This window comes from Parapedobacter indicus, from assembly GCF_900113765.1.
In the GTDB taxonomy this organism is placed as follows: Bacteria; Bacteroidota; Bacteroidia; order Sphingobacteriales; family Sphingobacteriaceae; genus Parapedobacter; species Parapedobacter indicus.
In genome coordinates this window covers 105,191-127,425 of sequence record NZ_FOQO01000005.1, presented here as the reverse complement: position 1 = coordinate 127,425, position 22,235 = coordinate 105,191, and the positions used below count along the sequence as shown (strand labels likewise).

At 49.1% G+C, this 22,235-nt stretch carries 14 protein-coding genes; 12 read left to right on the top strand and 2 right to left on the bottom strand.

The genetic code is table 11. The features are described 5' to 3' along the window. Window positions 1–138 precede the first annotated feature (138 nt). The 3 genes from BMZ56_RS11485 (at window position 139) to BMZ56_RS11475 (ending at window position 3,434) form a co-directional block, all read left to right on the top strand. Window positions 139–987 carry a 4-hydroxy-3-methylbut-2-enyl diphosphate reductase gene (locus BMZ56_RS11485; protein WP_090626740.1) on the top strand — a complete coding sequence of 283 codons (849 nt, stop codon included), beginning with the start codon at window positions 139–141 and terminating at the stop codon, window positions 985–987. Between the two features lie 70 nt (window positions 988–1,057). Further along, window positions 1,058–2,089 carry a ferrochelatase gene (hemH, locus tag BMZ56_RS11480; RefSeq protein WP_090626739.1) on the top strand — a complete coding sequence of 344 codons (1,032 nt, stop codon included), beginning with the start codon at window positions 1,058–1,060 and terminating at the stop codon, window positions 2,087–2,089. Between the two features lie 43 nt (window positions 2,090–2,132). Beyond that, the gene (locus BMZ56_RS11475) at window positions 2,133–3,434 is read left to right on the top strand and encodes a metallophosphoesterase (RefSeq protein ID WP_090626738.1); all 1,302 of its coding nucleotides are present in this window, start codon (window positions 2,133–2,135) and stop codon (window positions 3,432–3,434) included. On the opposite strand, the gene BMZ56_RS11470 is transcribed toward BMZ56_RS11475, so the two are convergent. Both BMZ56_RS11470 and BMZ56_RS11465 read right to left on the bottom strand, forming a co-directional pair. Further along, entirely contained in the window at window positions 3,403–4,572 is a 1,170-nt protein-coding gene (locus tag BMZ56_RS11470) for an FG-GAP and VCBS repeat-containing protein (RefSeq protein ID WP_090626737.1), read from the bottom strand. The genes BMZ56_RS11475 and BMZ56_RS11470 overlap by 32 nt on opposite strands. Window positions 4,573–4,634: 62 nt before the next feature. Continuing rightward, window positions 4,635–6,278 (bottom strand): glycoside hydrolase family 32 protein, encoded by a 1,644-nt coding sequence (locus BMZ56_RS11465; RefSeq protein ID WP_090626736.1) that lies wholly within the window; start codon window positions 6,276–6,278, stop codon window positions 4,635–4,637. Between the two features lie 130 nt (window positions 6,279–6,408). Here BMZ56_RS11465 and BMZ56_RS11460 point away from each other — a divergent pair, with 130 nt between their 5' ends. The 9 genes from BMZ56_RS11460 (at window position 6,409) to BMZ56_RS11420 (ending at window position 22,228) form a co-directional block, all read left to right on the top strand. Next, entirely contained in the window at window positions 6,409–7,194 is a 786-nt protein-coding gene (locus tag BMZ56_RS11460; RefSeq protein WP_090626735.1) for a carboxylesterase family protein, read from the top strand. Between the two features lie 57 nt (window positions 7,195–7,251). After that, complete coding sequence (locus tag BMZ56_RS11455; RefSeq protein ID WP_090626734.1) at window positions 7,252–8,499, top strand: ABC transporter permease; 1,248 nt, start codon at window positions 7,252–7,254, stop codon at window positions 8,497–8,499. A 59-nt stretch (window positions 8,500–8,558) separates the two neighbouring features. After that, window positions 8,559–9,158 (top strand): RNA polymerase sigma factor, encoded by a 600-nt coding sequence (locus BMZ56_RS11450; protein WP_090626733.1) that lies wholly within the window; start codon window positions 8,559–8,561, stop codon window positions 9,156–9,158. A gap of 81 nt (window positions 9,159–9,239) precedes the next feature. Continuing rightward, complete coding sequence (locus tag BMZ56_RS11445) at window positions 9,240–10,421, top strand: FecR family protein (RefSeq protein ID WP_090626732.1); 1,182 nt, start codon at window positions 9,240–9,242, stop codon at window positions 10,419–10,421. 186 nt (window positions 10,422–10,607) lie between these two features. Beyond that, window positions 10,608–14,030, top strand: a complete 3,423-nt coding sequence (locus tag BMZ56_RS11440) for a TonB-dependent receptor (protein WP_218146546.1) — start codon at window positions 10,608–10,610, stop codon at window positions 14,028–14,030. A gap of 10 nt (window positions 14,031–14,040) precedes the next feature. Further along, the gene (locus BMZ56_RS11435) at window positions 14,041–15,831 is read left to right on the top strand and encodes a RagB/SusD family nutrient uptake outer membrane protein (protein WP_090627231.1); all 1,791 of its coding nucleotides are present in this window, start codon (window positions 14,041–14,043) and stop codon (window positions 15,829–15,831) included. Between the two features lies 1 nt (window position 15,832). Beyond that, window positions 15,833–18,265 carry an alpha/beta hydrolase family protein gene (locus BMZ56_RS11430; protein WP_090626731.1) on the top strand — a complete coding sequence of 811 codons (2,433 nt, stop codon included), beginning with the start codon at window positions 15,833–15,835 and terminating at the stop codon, window positions 18,263–18,265. Between the two features lie 14 nt (window positions 18,266–18,279). Further along, a complete protein-coding gene (locus BMZ56_RS11425; RefSeq protein ID WP_090626730.1) occupies window positions 18,280–19,734 on the top strand; it encodes a right-handed parallel beta-helix repeat-containing protein in 1,455 nt (484 codons plus the stop codon). A 124-nt stretch (window positions 19,735–19,858) separates the two neighbouring features. Further along, window positions 19,859–22,228 (top strand): dienelactone hydrolase family protein, encoded by a 2,370-nt coding sequence (locus BMZ56_RS11420; RefSeq protein WP_090626729.1) that lies wholly within the window; start codon window positions 19,859–19,861, stop codon window positions 22,226–22,228. Window positions 22,229–22,235 lie beyond the last annotated feature (7 nt).

Sequence of the window (22,235 nt, the reverse complement as noted above, 5' to 3'; positions counted from 1 at the left end):
GGTGCGTTCAGCATCTTAATCGGGCGGTACGCTTTTGTTTACTATGCGACCGCTCGATTTTTCTGTTTGTAACATACATGCGTTGTTGCAGGTTATATCGATTGCATTATAGTTATTTATCCGTACCTTTGTGGCAGGATGGCCTATCAGTTACAGGTAACGATCGATAAAGATTCCGGATTCTGCTTCGGAGTAGTCTACGCCATTGATATGGCTGAGGAGATTCTGGAAGAAGATGGCTACCTGTACTGCCTGGGCGATATCGTGCACAACGATGAGGAAGTCGCCCGGCTGAAGGCAAAAGGCTTGCGAATCATCGGCCATGAACAGTTGCCTGCATTGAAGAACGAGAAGGTACTGATCCGTGCGCATGGCGAAGCGCCTGAAACCTATCGCATTGCTTTGGAGAATAACATCACGTTGATCGATGCCTCCTGCCCGGTCGTGCTCAAGCTCCAAAATCGGGTAAAAACTTCCTTTGACCAGCAGGAGAAAGTCTTGATTTACGGTAAACACGGCCATGCAGAAGTTATTGGCCTGCAAGGACAGACCAACGGTGATGCCTTGGTCTTTCAAGACATTTCCGAGCTGGATGGGGTAAAACTACCCGACCGGTTTACGCTCTACAGCCAGACGACCAAGAGTGTGGATAAATTTTATGCAATCAAGGAAGAGCTGCAGAACCGGGGGTACGATGTAAAGGCCAACGATACCATCTGTAGGCAAGTGTCTAATCGGTATGAGGAGTTGGGTGATTTTGCCCGCAGCTATCATAAGGTGGTATTTGTTTCCGGAAAGAAATCGTCCAATGGACGAGTGTTGTATGAGGTTTGCCTGAAACACAACCCCAATAGCTTTTTTGTATCCGATCCATCTGAATTGAAACCCGAACTATTCGAGGCCGGGGATACCGTAGGTGTATGCGGCGCGACCTCTACTCCCATGTGGCTCATGGAGCAGGTGAAAGAAGTATTAGAGCGCTATTGACCGTCATCTGAACATCAAATTGGCACCCGCTATGTAAGGCCGCGGATATAAATCCGTACCTTTGCAGACGATGAGTAAAAAACCGAGCAAGGGAATTTTGTTGATCAATCTGGGCACGCCTGATAGTCCTTCCGTGGCCGATGTAAGAAAGTATCTGGTCGAGTTTTTGACGGACGGGCGGGTCATCGATATCCCTGCGTTGCGCCGGAACCTGCTGGTGCGGGGAATTATCGCCCCCTTCCGAGCACCCAAGTCGGCCAAGTTATATCAAGCCATTTGGGATGATAAAACAGGTTCTCCGCTTTTATATTATAGCGAGCTTCAGCAACGGCTGCTACAGGAGCAGCTGGGTGATGACTATCATGTTGAATTAGCGATGCGGTATCAGACGCCTTCCATCGCGTCGGCGCTGGCTAATCTCAAGCCGATGAACCTGGAAAGTATCCGGGTTATTCCGTTATTTCCTCAATATGCCTCAGCGAGTACCGGATCGGTGATTGACAAGGTGATGGAACTGATGCGGAAATGGCATACGTTTCCCGAGGTTTCGGTGGTCAATGATTTTTACGACAACGAAGCGATGATTGACGTTTTTGTGGAAAATGCATTAACCCACCAACCGGAAACGTACGATCACGTCTTATTCAGTTACCATGGGCTGCCGGTGAGGCAGCTGACTGATGTAGAGGCTTCGGGTACACACGATTGCGAAAAAGCGGGTTGCCGCGAGCGTATTGCGGGACATAACCGGTATTGCTACCTTGCCCAATGTTATGCCACCACACGCCTGTTAGCCCAAAAGCTTCAGCTTTCAACGGAAGGGTACACCGTCTGTTTTCAATCGCGTTTGGGCAAAACGCCTTGGATACAGCCGTATACGAGCGATGTATTGAAGGATGTAGCGGCAAAAGGTAAAAAGCGGCTGCTTGTTTTCTGCCCGGCTTTTGTGTCCGACTGCTTGGAGACCATCTACGAAGTTGGCACAGAATATGCAACAGAGTTTAAAGATCTGGGAGGTGAGCACGTGCAACTGGTCCAAAGCCTAAATGCACATCCCTTGTGGATCAAAGGGCTGCAGCAGTTAGCAACGGCTACAAGATAACGATGCGATAAACTAGCTGCAATCCGAACGAGGAATTTCATTCATGATTATCTTTAATACAGTTATTTTGCTCTTGATAGATTTTTACATCTACAAGGCATTGCGGTCGACGCGGTTGAAGTGGGCGTCGTCTCCGACATTTCCGAAAGTATGGTGGGGATACAGCCTGCTATTGGTAGGCGGCGTTTTTGTCAGTGTTTATTTCAGCATTCCCCTAATGTTCCGGGCGATCATCTTGGTTGCCTTTTTCTTGACCTTCGTAAGCAAATTCATATTCATTTTGGTCTTGCTGGCGGATGATATCCGCCGGGGAGGCGTGTGGATGAAGCGGTTGTTTGCTTCCAAAAATGAGCAGGCGGTAGCGGACGCGGCTCCTTCGAAACCGTTGCCCGAGCGGCCGGTGAAAGGCATCAGCCGCTCCGAATTTTTGACCAAGGCTGGGATTGTTGTTGCCTCGCTGCCGATTGTTCCCATGGGATGGGGCGTTATTTCGGGAGCTTACGATTACCGCGTTCGTAGGCAAAAGCTTTATTTGCCGAATCTTCCCCGCGAGTTTCACGGAATGAAAATCGGTCAGTTATCTGACGTACACTCCGGTAGTTTTTACAATAAGAAAGCGGTGCTGGGGGGCGTCGAGCTACTATTGGCAGAAAAGCCGGATGTAATCTTTTTTACCGGGGATTTGGTGAATAATCTGGCCAATGAGATGCGCGAATATCAGGATATTTTTGCGAAGGTACAGGCGCCGCTGGGTGTTTACTCCACGTTGGGAAACCATGATTATGGCGATTACCACTTTGGTCCCGAACCGTCACCGGCGAAGGCGAAAAACCTTCAGGATCTGAAAGACACACACCAGGTGATGGGCTGGGACTTGCTGCTTAACGAAAACCGTAAGCTAACCGTGGACAATGCGGAAATCGGTATTATCGGTGTGGAGAACTGGGGGGCGGGAAAACGGTTTCCCAAATTTGCCAAGCTGGACGACGCGCTGCAGGGAACGGACGATCTGCCGGTGAAATTACTGTTATCGCACGATCCGACCCATTGGCGTGCGCAGGTACTCTGCAAACCAGATGTGGATGTGATGTTTGCCGGTCATACCCACGGCATGCAATTTGGCGTGCGTATGGGCAATATCCAGTGGAGCCCGGCACAATACATTTACAAAGAATGGTCGGGATTGTATCACGAAGGACATCAGCAACTGTATGTCAATACCGGGTTTGGATTTCTCGGCTATCCAGGCAGGGTGGGTATTTTACCCGAAATAACCGTTTTCGAACTCATCAAAGGAGAACGGCCCGCCGGAGTTAATCGCCGGTCCGGTTCCAATAGATCTTGAGATTTTGGGTAGACCGCCCGGAGGCAATGATATCCGGTTTGCCATCTCCATTTAAATCGGCTACAGCCAGGTCTTCACAGGCCATATCTCCGATATCAATTGCCCGCACACTCCAAGCCTCCCATAGAGAATTGAAGGGAATGTATAACTTGATGCCGATTAGGCCCGCCTTATTTGGCTTACGCCATCCAGCAACGACCTGATCTCTTCCTTGATCCATAAAATCGGCTACGGCCAAACCATGCCCTTCGTGGAGGTCTTCATCGAGCACGATACGTTCTGCCTGATTGAGCTTCCGCGCCCCGTTACGGGGTACATACGCGGTCAGGATGTTGCCGTGCAGGGGTTCAATGCCGGCCAATAGTGGAATCTGTTCTTCCACTTTTCCCAAACGAAGCTCCCCAAACCCGCTATCTTTTCCCAACTGTTTTAAGCTGTTTTTGGAACGCCACTTGCCCTTGGTGTACGAAAAGGCTTTTATGCCTTCTTTGCCGCCGATATAGATACATTCGCTTTCGCCTTCGTTGTGTACATCAAGATTGTGTGTGAGGTGCATAGACTCATCGACGACCCAATGTTTCCAAGGCTGCCTGGGATTTTGGGGCTTTTCATAGGCGATCACTTTTACCCCCTTTCCCTCCCCGTTTTTGTTGCCCCGGCCGTGCAAGGGTAAGACGATCAGGTGATACGTGTTTTCTCCCGCTTTGGCCCAGCGCATGCGGTGCACCGTGGGCTCGTGATGGAGCTTGACGGGCGACCACGGTTGGGTGGGGTCGTCCGGACGGATGAGGTAGTGGACGGAACCGGACTGCGTGGTATCTGCCGTTTCGCCGGGGTTCCACTGTGCACCCACGGCCACTTCTACTTTTCCGTCGCCATCGATGTCCCGTGCTGCGATACACACATTATCATGCTCGGTAAGATTTTCTACCATGACAAACTTTTTCCAATCGCCGTTGCGGTACCAGACAAATGCTTTCTTATCGGCCAATAAAATATCCGGTTTGCCATCGCCATCCACGTCGCCGATGGCGATACCATAACCAATGGATACCTTGTCGTCTATCAATTGCTGTTCAAATGAAGGTTCCTGTTGGAAGGCACATAGCAATGCAATCCCTATTGGTAGTGCGTTCATGTATGTTAGTTTTTCTATTCAACAACTTTCGTCCCCACTTAGTTTGCCCGGATTGTGGTTTGTTATTCCCAGATGGATTGCACGTTAAAGACTTCTAAGGTCTTTATTGTGATCGTATTCCCCCAGAAGAGAAGTCCTTCTTTGTTGTTGCTTTCGGGTTTTCGTTCCATTGAATAGGAATACGCTCCGCCATCGATGAATACCTCAATGGTTGTGCGGTCGATATAAATATCGGCAAATAGCTCCATACTGGTCATATCTTCGGGTGAATAGAATACGCCATTTAGCGTATTAGGATTCAGGTCGTAGTCTACGATCCGTTGTCCGAATAGGTTGAGTCCGGCACTGGTCGCGTGCGACAGCTTGAAGGTGGTCTTTATCCGCAGGCGGTCTGCGTGATCAAATTCGTTGAGCAATTCGTTTGCTTGATCCGAAGTTAGGTTTGTCCACTGCCGGGCCGAAGCAAATAATTGTTCGGTTTCTTTTACGGGGGCGTTAACTAGCCGCGGACCGTCTTTTGTTGTACGGAGAGTCAGTTCAGTGGGTAGCAGCATCATCCCGTTGAACGGCATCCCAGGATGGCTGACACGCCCCCAACCGATCTGCACACGGCGCCCATCTGGCATTTCGCTGAACGTCTGTGCGGCATAAAGGGAGCCCGTGGTATATTGGTATTTCCCCGCTTCGGGCGTGAACACCTTACCATCAAAAGAACCCAGCATATACGTTCCCGACGCGCCATACATCACCCATTTGGTGTTATTAGTGTTTCCGTCAATCGGAAGCTCGAACAGTTCGGGGCATTCCCAGAATCCGGTTACGTGGCTTTCGTATTTCCAATCCTTCAGGTTTGCGGACGTATAAATGGAGTGCCCATCGCGCTCATTGAGCACCATGACCCAATGGTTGCCCGGATCATACCAAAACACCTTTGGGTCGCGCGTATCCTTGCTGTTCCATTTATGCTTAGAGTCAATCACCGGATTTCCGTCATACTTGGTAAAGGTGCGCCCGTTGTCGAGGCTATATGCGATGCATTGCACCTGTTTTTCCGGGCTATCGGCGGTGTAAGCCACAATCATCGCTGGCGTGTCGCCTTGATTGTAGCCAGCGGTATTGGCGTGGTCAATGACGGCCGAGCCGGAAAACATCGTGCCAATTTCGTCCGGAAACAACGCCACAGGCAATTCCTGCCAGTGGACCAGATCCTTACTGACGGCGTGCCCCCAGTGCATATTTCCCCATTCCTTTTCATACGGGTTATGTTGGTAGAAAAGGTGGTATTCCCCGTTGTGGTAGATCAATCCATTGGGATCATTTATCCAGCCACGCCGGGTAGTGAAATGGAACTGGGGCCGGTTTTTTTCTTTATACATACGATCCTGTCCGGCAATTTTGTCATCCTGATAGATGTTACTCAGTCCGTTGCCGGTACCTTCATAGGTAATTTTAATCGTTTTGCCTTTCAGTGCGGATACATCCCTAAACACCCAATAGTCGGCATCATCGGCGGCGAGGCGTATCATGACGGACAGGTCGGGTTTGCCCTCCACCTGAAAGATCATTTTAGCCCGGTCTTGCTGGTGCGACACCGGAAAGTTGAGGTAATTTTTGGTGATTCTTATTTCGATCTCATCCGCAGACAGCGAAAAATTTGAGCAAAGAAGGATAAAAAGGGCGAGTGTGGTAATTACGGCAGGTTTCATAACTTCGTTTGCTTTTAGTACGAAGATAATCGTTTAAAGGGGAATCCGCAACGTAATCTTCCTACTTTTTTTGGCAGAAAAGAATAAAATAGTACTTTTGATCGATAAGAAAAGTTGACCTAGTTTAACTATGAAACAAACCACGCTGATTTTTTTTAGTTGCTTATTGATCTCCATGGTTACCTATGCGCAGGATTTTTCGGCTTTTCAGCCGAAACAACTTATTCACCGCGGAGACACGCTTCCTTACCGGATATTGTATCCGGAAAACTACGACGCTAACGGACAATACCCGGTGTTGTTTTTCCTTCACGGGGCGGGCGAGCGGGGAAACGACAACGCCAAACAGTTAATGCACGGAGGGGACTTGTTTTTATCGGATAGTGTGCGCAAGGCGTTTCCAGCTATCGTGGTATTTCCGCAATGCCCGGCCGATTCGTACTGGAGCAATGTAGGTATTCAATCTCAGGAAGGCGGTGGACGGGAATTCTATTTCCGCACCGGCGGCAGACCATCTGCAGGAATGGCCTTGTTCCTGCGTTTAGTAAAGGATGTGCTTAAGAATGAAGCGGTCGATGAGCAGCGGGTGTATATTGGCGGGCTATCGATGGGCGGGATGGGAACCTATGAAGCTTTGCGGCGCAAGCGAAAAGTGTTTGCCGGCGCATTCGCCATCTGTGGGGGCGACCATACATCCAATGTTAAGAAATATGCCAAAATTCCGCTTTGGATATTTCATGGTGAGCAGGATGATGTGGTGCCATCGACGCACTCACATGCGATCGTTGCGGAATTAACTCGGCTTGGTGCCCACCCGAAGTACACGTTTTATCCAACTGCCAATCACAACAGCTGGGATGCTGCCTTTGCTGAGCCTGATCTACTTCCCTGGCTTTTCAGCCAAACGAAGAAATAAGCAGAAACTTGTAACACTCCGCTACGGGCCGGGTCTAATTAGCGTTAATTACGTGAGATGTCGGTACAAATGTCCAATACGGAAAATGTAAAGCTATCGCTGCAGTCGATCAGTAGCAATAAATTGCGCACTTTTTTGACAGCCTTGATTATTGCGATTGGCATCACGGCATTGGTTGGGATTCTGACATCGATCGATGCCATTAAAAGCTCGCTTACCGATTCCTTTTCCGCAATGGGCTCCAATTCTTTTAACATCCGGAATAGGGGATTAAATGTGCGAATTGGGGGTGGAGGTGAGCGACCCAAGCAATTTCCGCCTATTACGTATTATCAAGCCACGGATTTTAAGAAAGAGTTTGATTACCCGGCGGTGGTATCGTTGAGCACGTATGCATCGACGGGTGCGGTTGCCAAATACAAAAGCGAAGAGACAAATCCGAATATCAACATACTCGGCGCCGACGAGAATTACCTGGAAACCGCCGGTTATAAACTTTCTTTGGGCCGTAATTTTTCGCTGCGGGAAATTGAGTACGGGAATAATGTGGTCATTGTCGGCTCCGAAATTGTGGAGCGGTTATTTAAGGAGAACGAGGATCCGCTTGACGCGTTTATCACGATTGGCAATGCACGGTATTCCATCATCGGGGTTTTGGAAGACAAGGGATCGAGTGGCGGGTTTGGCGGTGACAAAACATGTATCATTCCCTTGTTAAAAGCCAGGGCGGTGATGGCGTTTGGCCAGCCTTCGTATACCATCACGGTCATGGTGGGAAATCCGCAGCATATGGACTCGGCAATCGGTGAGGCAACCGCGGTGTTCCGGAATGTGCGTGGTGTACGGGTTGGGCAGGAAACCAACTTTGAAATTACCAAGAGTGATGCCGTGGCACAGATACTGTTTGATAGTTTAATGTACGTGCGATGGGGAGCAATTGTCATCGCCTTGATTACGCTTATCGGTGCCTCCATTGGTCTGATGAATATCATGCTCGTATCTGTTACCGAACGTACCCGCGAAATCGGCATACGTAAAGCCATCGGCGCTACGCCACGCGTGATCCGCAGGCAGTTTCTCACAGAGGCGGTGGTCATTTGCCTGATGGGCGGCTTTGCGGGTATTTTTCTGGGGATATTGATTGGCAATATTCTGGCTGTAATCATGGGAGCGAGCTTCATCGTTCCTTGGCACTGGATGGTATTGGGAGTAGCCGTATGTGTTGGGGTTGGTATGCTTTCTGGTTATTACCCGGCATCAAAAGCCTCCCGGCTTGACCCCGTGGAGGCATTGAGGTATGAATAAATTTTCGTTTACCTGCGGAATATTGTAAATTTACCGGAGTAACCAAGTAAGACTAGATTTTGAAACGGTCGAGCGACCCTTTTAATGAAAAAGATTTGCTGGAAAGGATGCGTAATGGAGATGTGTACGCATTCCACGAAATCTACGACCGGTATAAAGACCCGCTTGCCCGCAGGGTTCTTCTATTATTGAAAGCAGATGAATTGGTGCAAGATGTGCTACAAGACCTTTTCCTAAAGGTTTGGGAGCATCGATCGACTATCGACCCCGACAGGTCATTTCGAGCCTATTTATTCCGCATCGTCAGCAATCAAGTTACGGATATTTTCAGAAAACTACACCGGGAGATCATTTTGCAGGAGCAGTTGCTGCATGAGAATCCCGATAGCTATTACCACATTGAAGAGGAAGTCATCAGTAAAGAGAATATCCGGCTAATCCGTGACGCGTTGCTAAAGCTGCCTGAACGTCAACGGGAAATCTTCGTGTTGCACAAGCTTGATGGAAAAAGCTATAAGGAGATTAGTGAAGAATTGGGTATCGAACCGGCTACAATCAACCAGCATATTTACCGTGCCATGCAGCACCTCAATCGTTTGGTGAACCCTAAGCTTCCATTTATTGCGCTATTTCTCTCCATTTTTCTTTTAGAGGGATAATCTCATTGAAATTATTTCACGGAGCACTGTCATACTTTTTTTCGTTCAGGCGTATTTAAGAGACATCAGTTCGACGACAGGATGGTTGACAAAGAAAAATGGCGCCAATTATTTCAGCAGTACATAGGCGGCAATTATAGCCTGGAAGATCTAAAGAAACTGACAGCAGGCTTTTGCGATCCAGAAGAATCCCGTTATTTGCAATTGCTGATAGACGAGTATTTTGCCGACGTGGAGCCATCTGGGGAAATAGAACACGAACGGATCCAAAAGATTCTTCGCCATATGGACACTCGTATCCGCGAGGCAGTACCCTTACCGGCCAATAAAGAAAATATCCCTGAAAAGCGGAGGCACCGCTTTTGGAGATATGCAGCTGTTTTACTTGTCGGTATCACCACTTATTTTGCCGGAAGTCTGGTTTTTCAAAACTTTATTGCGCCTTCTGACAATCAGGAAAAGAATGCCTCGCCGGTTATACTGCCCGGAACCAACCGGGCCACCTTGACACTAGGCGGCGGCAAGCCGTTGGAACTCAGCAGCAGCAAATCCGCGGTTGTGATGGAAGCGGGTAAAATTCACTACAACGATGGGACCGATGTGATTGAGAACGCTGAGGCTTCCCATGCTGTGATTAGCACACCAAAAGGAGGACGATACGAGGTTGTACTCAGTGACGGTAGCCACGTTTGGTTAAATGCCCAATCTACATTAAAATACCCACTTGAATTCACGGGTGATAGCCGTATCGTGGAAATCGAAGGGGAGGGATATTTTATAGTGGCTCGCGATGAAAAGAAACCGTTTAAAGTAATTTCCAGTGGCCAGGAGGTAATTGTCTTAGGAACCTCGTTCAACGTAAATGCGTATACGAATGAGACGGTTAAGACCACCCTCGTAAGCGGTGCAGTTCAGGTTCGCCACGCTGACCAAACCACTATTTTGCAGCCCGGCGAACAATCGTCCGTGAGCCGGTCGGAAGGTCTTAGCAAAAAACATGTCGACACCGAGGAAGCAGTTGCTTGGAAATCGGGGATATTTTACTTCAACAAAACCAATGTCCACGAAGCGATGGCCGAACTCTCGAGGTGGTACAATATTGAAATAGTATACGAAGGGAATCCAAAAGTCTTGCACTTTTACGGTCGCATTAGCCGTGACTATACATTGGCTCAAGTATTGGAAGTGTTGCACTTGGGGGGGCTCCGCTTTGAAATCCAACAGCGAGGAGAAAATGAACACATTTTATTGGTCAAACCATGAACCGGAAGGTTTCGTCCGGTCAGATGAAAGAAAGGAGTAACGATATGTAACGAGATTTTCCTACCACTAACCAAACAGAGCACCTTTATAAAGCCGGAAGTGCCGTGAACACCTCCAGCCAATCGTTGGGCAAGCTATTTACAGTTTCCAAAGCAAATATTTTACTGACCCAAGCAGAACAAAAGTATGAAAATAAATGCATTTGCTCAAACCGTCTCAGACGGACGGGCGATCGTTCAAATTTTCCGAATCATGCGGATTATCATCATCCTATTGACGGCAATCAATCTACAGGCAGGTGCATATTCCTATGCACAGCAAATAACGCTCAATGCACGGAATGTACCGTTGTATGAGGTGTTGGAACAGATTGAACAACAAAGTGGATATCTTTTTTTCTGGACTTCTGACGCGGTGAAAACCAGCAAGATCAGTATCCAACTGAAGAATGTATCACTAGAAAGAGCGCTAAATGAGTTATTTAGTAGATTACCCTATACCTATCGGATCAAAGATAGATCGATTGTATTACAGGAAAAAATGCGCATGCCGAGTGCCGCTGTTAGTCCCCCTTCTTCTCGCGAAGCGGAACGTCGCGTCATGCAAACAGTTATCCGGGGAAAGGTATCCAATGAACGCGGCGAGCCATTATCGGGCGTTAGCATCAAAGTGAAAGGAACTTCTATCGGGACGGCAACAGATACGGAAGGCATTTATCAGCTTGCGATCACGGACGCAGGAACGGCAGTTCTGGAATTCTCCTTCCTTGGTTATAAACACGTCGAAGAGCGGGTACGTCAACGCACCTCCGTGGATGTCATATTAGAAGAAACAGCGTCGGACCTCGACGAGGTTGTGGTTGTGGGATACGGCGAACAGAAAAAGGCTACGGTTACCGGTTCGATCGCTACCGTTAGTGGCGAAAAGCTGGAAACCGCACCAACCGTTAATTTCAGCAATTCGCTCGCCGGTCGGTTGCCAGGTCTGACAGCCGTCACCCGGGGCTCGGAACCGGGGAAAGACGATGCCGGCCTCCGGATCAGGGGTACAAATACCTTGGGTGACAACTCGCCTCTTGTTGTTATCGATGGCATTGCCAACCGCAGCCTGACGCGGTTGAATCCGGCAGATATACTCAGTGTTACCGTGCTGAAAGATGCCTCTGCCGCTATTTATGGTGCTCAGGCCGCCAACGGCGTTATATTGGTAACGACCAAGCGCGGCCGATCCGGCAAACCGGTTGTGCAAGTCAGTCTCAATCAGGGTTGGAACAGTCCAACCGTCATTCCCGAAATGGCCGATGCCGCCAGTTACGCGCAGATGATCAATGAAGTGAGTCTCTACCGCGGTTCTCCGCAGCCTTATAGCGAAGAACAGATCCAGAAATACAACGACGGTTCGGATCCTTGGTTGTATCCCAATACAGATTGGTTTAACGAAACATTTAAGCCCCGTGCGGGACAGCGCTATGGCAGTCTGTCCGTAAACGGGGGGTCTGATCATTTCAAATACTTTGTCTCGCTGGGATCCAATTTCCAAGACGGTATTTATAAGAACAGCGCAACGAACTACTCGCAAGCGAATATACGTAGCAACTTTGATGTAAAGGTGTCGGAATATATCGACTTGGGATTTAACTTGTTAGGACGTCAGGAAAACCGGAATTACCCGACGATACCGGCGGCCAACATCTGGGCCGCTACCATCAACGGGTTGCCAACCGTTACGGCTTATTGGCCGAATGGATTGCCCGGACCGGATACCCAATTGGGAAAAAGCCCTTTGATGGCCACGGATGCCACGGGATATCAAAAAGACAGAAGGTACATTGTTGAGACGAATCTACGGTTGGATATTGCCATACCTGGGATCGATGGCTTGTCCGTGTCGGGCAACGCTTCTTTCGACAAGAACATCCTGAATGACAAGATCTGGAAGAAGCCCTGGACGCTTTATTCGTGGGACGGTAAAACGTATGATGAACAGGGGCAGCCTGTGCTAATCGGTTCACCTACGGGTTATGCCGATCCCAGTCTGTCACACTCGATGACAGATGGAAACCGGATTAGCCTGAACACATTGATCAACTATCAGAAAAGCTTCGCCGATACACATCATCTCAAGTTTCTTATCGGCGGAGAGCGGATCACAACGGACTCGGAGTTTGTTTCTGCATTCCGCAGGTATTTTCCTTCCACTGCATTAGACCAGCTGTTTGCCGGAGGTGACCTCCTAAAAGATAACAATGGCTCGGCCAGCACCAGTGCCCGTTTAAATGCATTCGGGCGTATTAACTACGATTACCTCAACAAATACCTGGTGGAATTTGTGTGGCGGTACGATGGTTCTTACATATTTCCCGAGGGTAAGCAATTTGGCTTCTTTCCCGGCGTATCGCTGGGTTGGGTGATTTCCGACGAAAATTTCTGGAAAGAAAGCCTGTCATCGGTTAATTATTTTAAGATTAGAGGTTCTTGGGGGCAGACGGGCAATGATCGCATTGCTGCTTATCAGTTTTTGTCAAGCTATGCCCTGGGTGGATCAAATGCCAATTACATGTTTGATCAGGACGTCCCCAATAAGACACTCTCTCCCATCCGAATCCCCAATCCGAGTGTAACGTGGGAGGTTGCAAATCAGACAAACATAGGTTTTGATGGCGAGCTATTTGGTGGACAATTTAAATTTTCGGCCGATTACTTTTATAATCTACGTTCAGAAATTCTAGCATTCCGGAATGCATCTGTCCCTGAATCCACGGGCCTCACACTACCCCGTGAAAATATCGGAGAAGTCGTTAATCAAGGCTTTGAGGCACAAGTAAGCTATTATGGTAATACGTCGGCAGGGTTTACCTATGGCATATCGGTAAATGGCGGATTTGCAAAAAACAAGATCAAATACTGGGACGAATCGCCGGGGGTGCCTGATTACCAGAAATCAACGGGTCATCCAATTGGGTCCAAGCTGAATTACCAAGTAATCGGTATATTCCGGGATCAGGCGGCGATTGATGCATACCCGCATATCGCGACTGCTAGACCGGGTGATCTTATTTTTGAGGATGTGAATAACGATGGGTCTATTGACGGCCGGGATATGAAAATGGATTACCGATCGGATATACCCACGTTAACGGGAGGCATGGCAATCGATTTAGGTTTCAAGAATTTTTATGCTACGATCCTTTTTCAGGGAGCTGCAGGCGCAGTGAGAAGCATTTATATGGAATCCGAAGGAGAAGGGTTCAACTACCTGATGCAGAACGTGGCAGGCAGGTGGACACCGGATAATATCGACGCCTCGAAACCACGGGCCTACAACCGTGTCGGTGAATATTGGCGGGCAAATCCCGGTTTCAACAACACGTATTACACCAAAAATAATAATTACTTACGACTCAAGAATATTGAAATTGGCTATAGTTTGTCGGAAGAAATCCTGAAGAAATTTGGCGTAACGGAGCTACGGGTTTACCTGAGTGGACAAAATCTGCTGACTTTTACCAAATTGAAGGATTTTGACCCCGAATCTGCATACAGCCAGACAACAGGGACCATTTACCCCAATGACAAGACTTCCAATATTGGACTGGCATTAACTTTTTAATCGCATGGATATGAAAAGTATAGCTTATCACAAGAGACTATTAGTATGGGTGTTGTTGATATGGATGACCGCCTGTACGAGTGACATACTTAATACCAATCCACTGAACGAGTTTTCTGAGAAAGATGTCTGGAAGGATCCGGCATTGGTAGAATTAATCATTAATCGAATATATAATGAATTCGATTTTGTATTTACCGAGGGAATGAAGAGTGGATTGGTGGACGAATCAAATCAAACCTTCGCGGGTCTGAATTTTAATTTTATCGAATTGTCTCCCGACTATCTTCCAAACCGGGGTAACTCTTTCCGGAGCTGGGCACAGTATTACAAGACCATCAGGGATTGCAATCTATTCTTCGAACACGCTGATCAAATCGAATGGCCTGATGGAACGGCGGACGGGAAAACACTTCGCGAGCGAATGACGGGCGAAGTGACTTTCCAGCGCGCTTTTCTCTATACGTATTTGGTTAATTATTTTGGCGGGGTTCCGCTTATCACTAAGGTATACGGATTAAATGATGATTTTCTGGTGCCGAGGAACACCTATGCGGAGTGCATTGACTTCATTGTGAGTGAATGTGACAAAGCTGCGGCGTTATTGCCGGAAGTACAGAGTGGGGAAAATGATGGCCGGGCCACTAAAGGAGCTGCGCTGGCGCTTAAGGCCCGGGTACTTCTTTTTGCAGCGAGCGACCTATATAATACACCGGTGTTTTCTTCTTATCCCAATCCCGAGCTGATCGGCTACACGGATGGGAACCGGGAGGCGCGGTGGCAAGCGGCGAAAGATGCAGCCAAAGCGGTGATCGATCTCCAGCAATATGAATTATACAAAGCAGATCCAGAATCGCCTGAAGCTGTTTCTCAGAACATCATTGAACTTTTCACGTTGAAGAAAACCACCGAAGATATCTTTGTGAAGTACATCAATGAACTTGCAGATGCACGGGGGTTTGGCCGGTTCAGTACCCCGAATGGATATGGGGGGACCAGCACCATTTCACTGTTGGGAGAACTGGTGGATAGTTATGAAATGGCTGATGGGACAAAATTCAGCTGGAATAATCCGGTACATGCGAAGGAACCGTACAAAAACCGGGAACCGAGATTCTACGCGAATGTGCTCTATGAGGGGGCGGTGTTTAAACCACGGCCGGCTGATGCAAGTGTGATAGACCCTATCGGTGTGATACAAGCCGGTGTTTGGCACCGGTGGGATGCCGCCTCGGGCGCAGTAACCGAACAATGGGGACTTGACACGAGAAGAGGACCGTTTGCCCCACATAACGGTAGCTATACGGGGATATACAGCCGGAAGATGGTTGATGCATCTGTGAACCAGCAATTTGATCCGCAAACGGTACCCTGGCGATATTTCCGATATGCCGAAGTATTACTTAATTATGCTGAGGCATGCATTGAATTGGGTGAAGAGGAAGAGGCGCGGACCTACATTAATCTGATTAGGAAACGGGCCGGTTTGCCGGGTATCACGGAGTCGGGAGAAGCCTTGCTTGCCCGGTATCGAAACGAAAGGCGGATAGAGCTTTCACTGGAGGATCATCGTTTTTACGATGTCAGACGATGGGTCATCGGCCCCGAGGCCTACCATCCGGTGCATGGTGTAAAAATAGTTTATGAATTACTGGCCAATCGGGAGACGGCTACTGCACCAACAATCACGCCCGTTGTCATTGAAAACCGGGAATGGGTTAAACGAACGTATTTTTTCCCGATTCCGCGCAGTGAGATGAATAAGAATAAATTATTGATTCAGAACCCAGATTATCAATAATATGAGAAGAATTTGTTTATTCTGGGCTTACCTGTTGATAGGCTCGGCAGCTGCCGCATTTCAAAAAGACGAAACCGACACGGTCTCTTACAAGTTTACAGCGATGCCCCCTGTTATGCCGGGGACCAATCCATTGACGTGGGAGGGCGATGTGTCTGCGCGGATGTTGGATGAAGCACATTTATTCATTGACAAAAAGCTCGATGAAGCGGAGAGTCAACGAGCTCAGTATTGGAAGCGAGATTTCAGTTCAACCGCGTCGTATCGCGCATCTATCGAGCCCAATCGGAAACGGTTGATGGCGCGTCTTGGTGTCGAAGATTCCAGTGAACCACCCGTAAATTACAACACCGGATGGGAAGACAAGCGGCCGGGGGCGGCTATGGATAAAATCGCTGCGGTGGGAGACTCGATTGTAATCGCCGAAACCGGGAAGTATGTAATCTATCAAGTGAGATGGCCGGTCTTGAACCGGGTGACGGGCGTAGGACTCTTGATTCAGCCAAAAGGAAAGACGGTGGCATGTGTCATTGCGATTCCGGATGCTGATCAGTCACCCGAGCAGTTTGTGGGTCTTGCTCCGGGAGTGCCGCCTGAATCGCAATTTGCTAGGCACCTCGCTGAGAACGGGTTTACGGTACTGGTGCCGTTACTGATCAGTCGAAATTTACTCTTCCCCGGAACGACTAAGCAACAGACTTTTCGAGAAAGAATTTATCGGCAATCCTTTCATATGGGGCGCCACATCATCGGGTACGAAGTGGAAAAGATCCGTTCAGCGGTTGATTATTTCAAAGAGTCGTTGCCCGCAGGCACGAAGATAGGTGTGGCCGGATATGGTGAAGGGGGACTGTTGGCGCTCTATAGCTCGGCGATCGACAGTCGGATCGATGCGACTTTTGTCAGTGGTTATTTCGATACCCATAAAAACGCATGGGATGAACCGCTTTATCGCAACGTTTTCGGAGGGTTTTCGGAATTTGGAGATGCTGAACTTGCCACTCTTATTGCTCCCCGACCATTGGTAATTGAGTACAGTAACATACAAGCCATACGGGATGAAGTAGCGGCTTGGGCAAGGCAGCCTTCTCAGCTTAATGGTTTCCCATTTACCGGCTACAAAGGTCAGCTGCGAACCCCCGCCTTTGCCAGCGTGTCCGCAGAATATCACCGCCTGGAAGAATTGGTACCTCCCGGATTCCAGACCCGGTATTTGATTGCCGGCGAAAAGGACGAACCGTTACCATTTGGCTCCACGAAAGCGTTGACGAGACTGGCGGCTGTGTTGGGTTTTTCGTCACCCATCATTGCTTCCGACAAGATTCCTACAGACCATCGGCGGTTTGTTGATGTAGCCGGAAGGCAACAGCAGCAGGCAAAAGAACTGGAAGACCATGTCCAATGGTTGATGCGGGTGTCTGATGATGAGCGAAATGCTTTTTTTCTGCATAGGGCAATGCCGGAATGGCCGACAAAATCTTGGAGCTCCAGGCTTTATCATGCCTACCAGTCACCCGAGAAGTTTATCGAAGCAACGAAGGAATATCGTCGATATTTTCTGGAAGAAATCCTGGGCAGGTTTGAGGATGACATGTTAGCTCCCCATGCAAAAACCCGAAAGAAATACGATCGCGAAAGATGGACGGGTTATGAGGTGGAACTTGAGGTGTATCCCCATCTTTTTGCAGCAGGAATTCTCCTTATCCCCAAAGATTTGCAGCCGGGTGAAAAGCGTCCGGTTGTGGTGACACAGCATGGTAGGAGCGGAATTCCGCAGCAGTTGGTAGAAGGAAACCATTCCGCATACAACGATGTGGCAGCCAGGTTGGCAGACCAAGGTTTTATCGTGTACGCACCTTACAACCCCTACCGCGGAGAGGATCGGTATCGGTGGCTTGATCGCAAAGCAAATGCCCTCGGGAAGACCCTTTTTTCTTTTATTATATCTCAGCATGAGCAAACATTAAAATGGCTGTCTGACCTTGCTTTTGTCGATGCAAAGCGTATTGGGTTCTACGGCATCAGCTACGGTGGCGAAGCGGCCATGCGCCTTCCGGCTGTACTGGAGGGCTACAGCTTATCAATCTGTTCCGGGGATTTCGGGGATTGGACCCGGAAAGTTACCGATGCTTATTACAAGGGAAGCTTTATAAACACGCCCGAATGGGAGATGTCTTACTTTAACATGGGGAACACGTTTAGCTATGCGGAAATGGCCTACCTAATCTTTCCGAGACCGTTTATGGTAGAGCGTGGTCACGATGACCTGGTTCAGCCCGATGCCTGGGTCGCCTACGAGTTTGCGAAAGTAAAATATCTATACGACCAGTTTAATCTTGGAGACAAAACGTATATTGAATATTTCAACGGAGGTCATTCGATGAAAAGTGAAGGTTCCTTTGCCTTCCTTCACGAACACCTCAACTGGCCCTAACAAAAATAAGTACTATGCATAATACATCCATTTTTTCAGCACGTTTGCTATTTCGTGTCTTAATCTCCGTGATTGTTCCGCTGACGGCGTGGGCCACCGATGTCAAGGATTTCGGCGCCAAAGGCGACGGAAAGATAGACGACACGGACGCCATCCGTAAGGCCATTATCCATGCAAAGGACGGTCTGCTCGAGTTTCCCAAAGGAAGCTACCGGATTACGGAAACCCTGGAGATTGATCTTGCTGAAGTCGGTACGCTGGGCATTTCGGGAAAAGGAGGGAGTGCCCGGATTGTGATGGCAGGAGCAGGGCCCGCGCTACGGATTGTTGGATCGCACGATAAAGGGTCGGCACTACCCGCCTCTGTAAAGCCAATTACTTGGGAAAAAGAGCGTATGCCAACAGTAACGGCAATTGAGATTATCGGAGCACATGCGGAGGCGGATGGCATTGCCCTTGTAAACACCTTCATGCCCGTTCTGACGGGTGTATTGATTCGTGATGTTAGATACGGAATTCATCTTTTGTCGCGAAATCGGAATGTACTCATCGATGCATGCCACATTTACCATGCTCGGGGCGTTGGCATTTACCTAGACGACGTGAATATCCATCAAATGATCGTCAGCGACAGCCACATCAGTTATTGTCAACAAGGGGGAATCAAGGTCCGTGGCGGGGAAATCCGTAACTTCCAGATCACGGGTAATGACATCGAGTACAATTGCGATCCTGAAGGAGAAGTTTCTGCGGATATTTGGGTCGACTGCTCACAGGGGGGTAGTGTGCGGGAAGGGACCATTGTCGGTAACACGATTCAGGCGATCCATAGTCCCGACGGAGCCAACATACGCTTTACGGGTGTCCCCGGCAACGCAGACAAGATCGGTTTATGGAGTATATCCGATAATCACATCGGTAACCAAGCAGTGAACATTCATTTAGACCACTGTCGGGGGATCACCGTAACGGGTAATACCTTTATGCGCGGTTATGACCGTCATGTAAAAATAGTCGACAGTAAAAATATATTGATCAATAACAATCTTTTTGATCATAACGATGATTATTACACGTCGCAGGTTGATGCGCCAGGGGGTATTAGCATTGATCGTGCAAATCACATCACGCTGAACGATAACATCATCGACGGAACGGGTTATGGCAATGAGACCGACGGAGGTGCCGTCGTCATTGCAAATAGCCAAATGGTAACGGTCAGAGGCTCTCACATCTACAATGCACGATACAACGGTATACGCATTGCACACAGTACTCATGTGCAAGTGACCGATTGCTTGATTGACGGAAAGGCCGATCCTGAAATGGCTGCGGGAATTGTGTTGAACGGCGATTGCGCGTATACAGTGATCCGCCAGAACCAAGTTGGCAAGGGGAAGGATGGTGCCATTGTCAATCACGCGCAGGGAGTTGTGATTGAACACAATCAGGTCGTTAGCGGCGATTAACTGCAAGGGTTGTCGCATCGGGCTCTAAGAAAGGAAAAATGGTATCAGGATCAGAGAGAAAAATAGTAGTCTTATCGGAGGAATCCGACTATATTGAGCAGTCGGTTCTCGTACGTTACCGGATATGTGGAAAACAAAGTCGCTGATTTTAATTGTGGTTGTGTGGGTGTCCCTCGCTTCGATCGGGTTTCCCCAAGAGCCTTCTGAATCCAAGGCCGCGCCTACGCTCGCGGGTAGCACCCCGTTGACAGAAAACAGGGATCTGTCGGACCTCATGATCGAAGGGATTGGACATTACTTAGACGGTGCATTGGCCGAAGCAGCGGACCGAAGGGCTAGTCTTTGGAAGCGCGATTTCTCCAATCAGCACGCGTATGAAGAATCCGTCTTTGCCAACCGTTCCCGACTTGGTCGAATCATTGGCCTGGCCGATTCCGTTGCCGGGAACGTGGAGATGGCTTATCTTTCTACTACATCGACTCCAGCTAATGCAGCTGACAATCCCCTTTTCACAGCATATGCTGTACAATGGGGGGTGTTTGCTGAGATTCACGGTGAAGGTCTTTTGTTACAGCCCAAGGGACCGATACGCGCCCGTGTGGTTGTCCTTCCTGATGCCGATGAAACGCCTGAGCAGTTGATTGGCACCGCGCCCGGACTCGCTCCTGTGCATCAATATGCGCGTCGGCTGGCGGAGAACGGTTGTCAGGTGATTGTTCCGGTCGTTATCGATCGGTCTGACGAAGCTTCGGGCAGCAGGCGGTTGAATAGATTTACGAACCAACCGCACCGCGAGTGGATTTATCGGCAGGCATATACCTTCGGCCGCCATATTATCGGCTTTGAAGTCCAGAAAGTGCTGGCAGCCGTCAACTGGTTTGAGCAGGAAAATCAGAAAGCGGACATTCCTATCGGCGTTGCGGGGTGGGGAGAAGGGGGGCTATTGGCATTTTATAGTGCTGCGGTAGATACCCGTATTGATGCGGCGCTCGTGAGTGGTTATTTCGGGAAGCGCGACAGCCTTTGGCAGGAGCCGATCTACCGGAACCTGTTTCGTTTGTTACCCGAGTTTGGTGATGCGGAAATTGCCAGTTTGATTGCCCCAAGGAAGTTGGTTATTGACTATTCACAATCTCCCCAAGTACTGGGTCCGCCCCCGCCCAGACCGGGGCCGCCACGTCTGGGTGCGTCCGCGGCTCCCGGTGTGTTGTCGACGGCTTCTTATGCCAATGTACATGACGAAGTAAATCGGGCTAGAAGGCTGGCGGGTGCATATGGTTCTTTTTTGGCGTTATCTGCAGACGATGGTAAACCGTTCAGCCGTCTCGGCGAATCGGGCGTGCACTTGTTTGTGCAGCAACTAATCCCCGGTATGCAGGCGTTGCAATCACCCGGAGAACCTCCTTCCGAAATGCGGGCAGATTTTGACCCGCGCCAACGGCAACTGCGCCAGCTTGCAGAAATGGAACAGTTTACGCAGGGTCTAATCCGTTCGTCGCGGCATGATCGAGATCAGTTTTTCTGGGAACGGTTGTCCTCTTCATCACCCGAACAGTGGGGCAAAGACATTCAACCGTACAAACATTACCTGTGGAATGAGATTATCGGGAAGCTACCAGACTCCGGGATGCCCATGCACCCCAAAACGCGAAAGATCCTGGATGAACCCAAGTGGGTGGGTTACGAAGTGACATTGGATGTTGCCCCCGGCATCTTCGTGTGGGGGTATTACCTGCTTCCAAAAGGGCTGCGGCCCGGTGAAAAAAGACCGGTTGTGGTGGTACAGCATGGTGGCGGTGGACTGCCGTCGGACGTACTCAATGACGAAGGCCCATACAACGGAATAGCTAAGGTGCTGGCAAACAGTGGCTACATTGTCTTTGCCCCACATTTCCCTTGGCGCGGCGGAAAGGCGTATCGGGATCTTCAGCGGAAAGCGAACCCTTTGGGCCTTTCTGTCTTTTCAATCATTCTCAGTCAGCACGAACGAATCCTCGACTGGCTGGCTATACAGCCTTCCACGGATACCAGCCGGATCGGGCTGTATGGGCTTTCTTGGGGTGGGAAAGTCGCCGTGCGCGTACCGGCCCTGTTGGATGGTTACCGTTTATCCATTTGTTCTGGCGACTTTAACGAGTGGATCTGGAAAAACGCGACGACCGACTGGGCAAACAGCTATATGTTAAACCCCGAATATGAAATGTTCGATTTTAATCTAGGCAGGACATTCAATTACGGGGAAATGGTGGCCCTTATCGCACCCCGAGCGTTCATGGTAGAACGTGGGCACGACGATGGGGTAGGCATCGATGAAATGGTCGCATTCGAATATGCCAAAGTCAACCGATTATACGATTGGCTCCGCCGACCGGAAATGACCAGTATCGCTTATTTTAACGGCGGGCATGAAATTAACGGTATCGCATCGTGCGAGTTTATTGCCAAACATTTTAAGCGACCTATTTATATTGATAAGACGAATGAAAATCCATGAACAAACA

What these genes read in the sequence shown, in the direction of transcription:
- BMZ56_RS11445 (WP_090626732.1), top strand. Translation starts at nt 9,240, where the DNA reads ATGGTTGACAAAGAAAAATGGCGCCAATTATTTCAGCAGTACATAGGC.
- hemH (WP_090626739.1), top strand. Translation starts at nt 1,058, where the DNA reads ATGAGTAAAAAACCGAGCAAGGGAATTTTGTTGATCAATCTGGGCACG.
- BMZ56_RS11475 (WP_090626738.1), top strand. Translation starts at nt 2,133, where the DNA reads ATGATTATCTTTAATACAGTTATTTTGCTCTTGATAGATTTTTACATC.
- BMZ56_RS11460 (WP_090626735.1), top strand. Translation starts at nt 6,409, where the DNA reads ATGAAACAAACCACGCTGATTTTTTTTAGTTGCTTATTGATCTCCATG.
- BMZ56_RS11470 (WP_090626737.1), bottom strand. Translation starts at nt 4,572, where the DNA reads ATGAACGCACTACCAATAGGGATTGCATTGCTATGTGCCTTCCAACAG.
- BMZ56_RS11420 (WP_090626729.1), top strand. Translation starts at nt 19,859, where the DNA reads ATGTGGAAAACAAAGTCGCTGATTTTAATTGTGGTTGTGTGGGTGTCC.
- BMZ56_RS11435 (WP_090627231.1), top strand. Translation starts at nt 14,041, where the DNA reads ATGAAAAGTATAGCTTATCACAAGAGACTATTAGTATGGGTGTTGTTG.
- BMZ56_RS11465 (WP_090626736.1), bottom strand. Translation starts at nt 6,278, where the DNA reads ATGAAACCTGCCGTAATTACCACACTCGCCCTTTTTATCCTTCTTTGC.
- BMZ56_RS11425 (WP_090626730.1), top strand. Translation starts at nt 18,280, where the DNA reads ATGCATAATACATCCATTTTTTCAGCACGTTTGCTATTTCGTGTCTTA.
- BMZ56_RS11455 (WP_090626734.1), top strand. Translation starts at nt 7,252, where the DNA reads ATGTCGGTACAAATGTCCAATACGGAAAATGTAAAGCTATCGCTGCAG.
- BMZ56_RS11440 (WP_218146546.1), top strand. Translation starts at nt 10,608, where the DNA reads ATGAAAATAAATGCATTTGCTCAAACCGTCTCAGACGGACGGGCGATC.
- BMZ56_RS11485 (WP_090626740.1), top strand. Translation starts at nt 139, where the DNA reads ATGGCCTATCAGTTACAGGTAACGATCGATAAAGATTCCGGATTCTGC.
- BMZ56_RS11430 (WP_090626731.1), top strand. Translation starts at nt 15,833, where the DNA reads ATGAGAAGAATTTGTTTATTCTGGGCTTACCTGTTGATAGGCTCGGCA.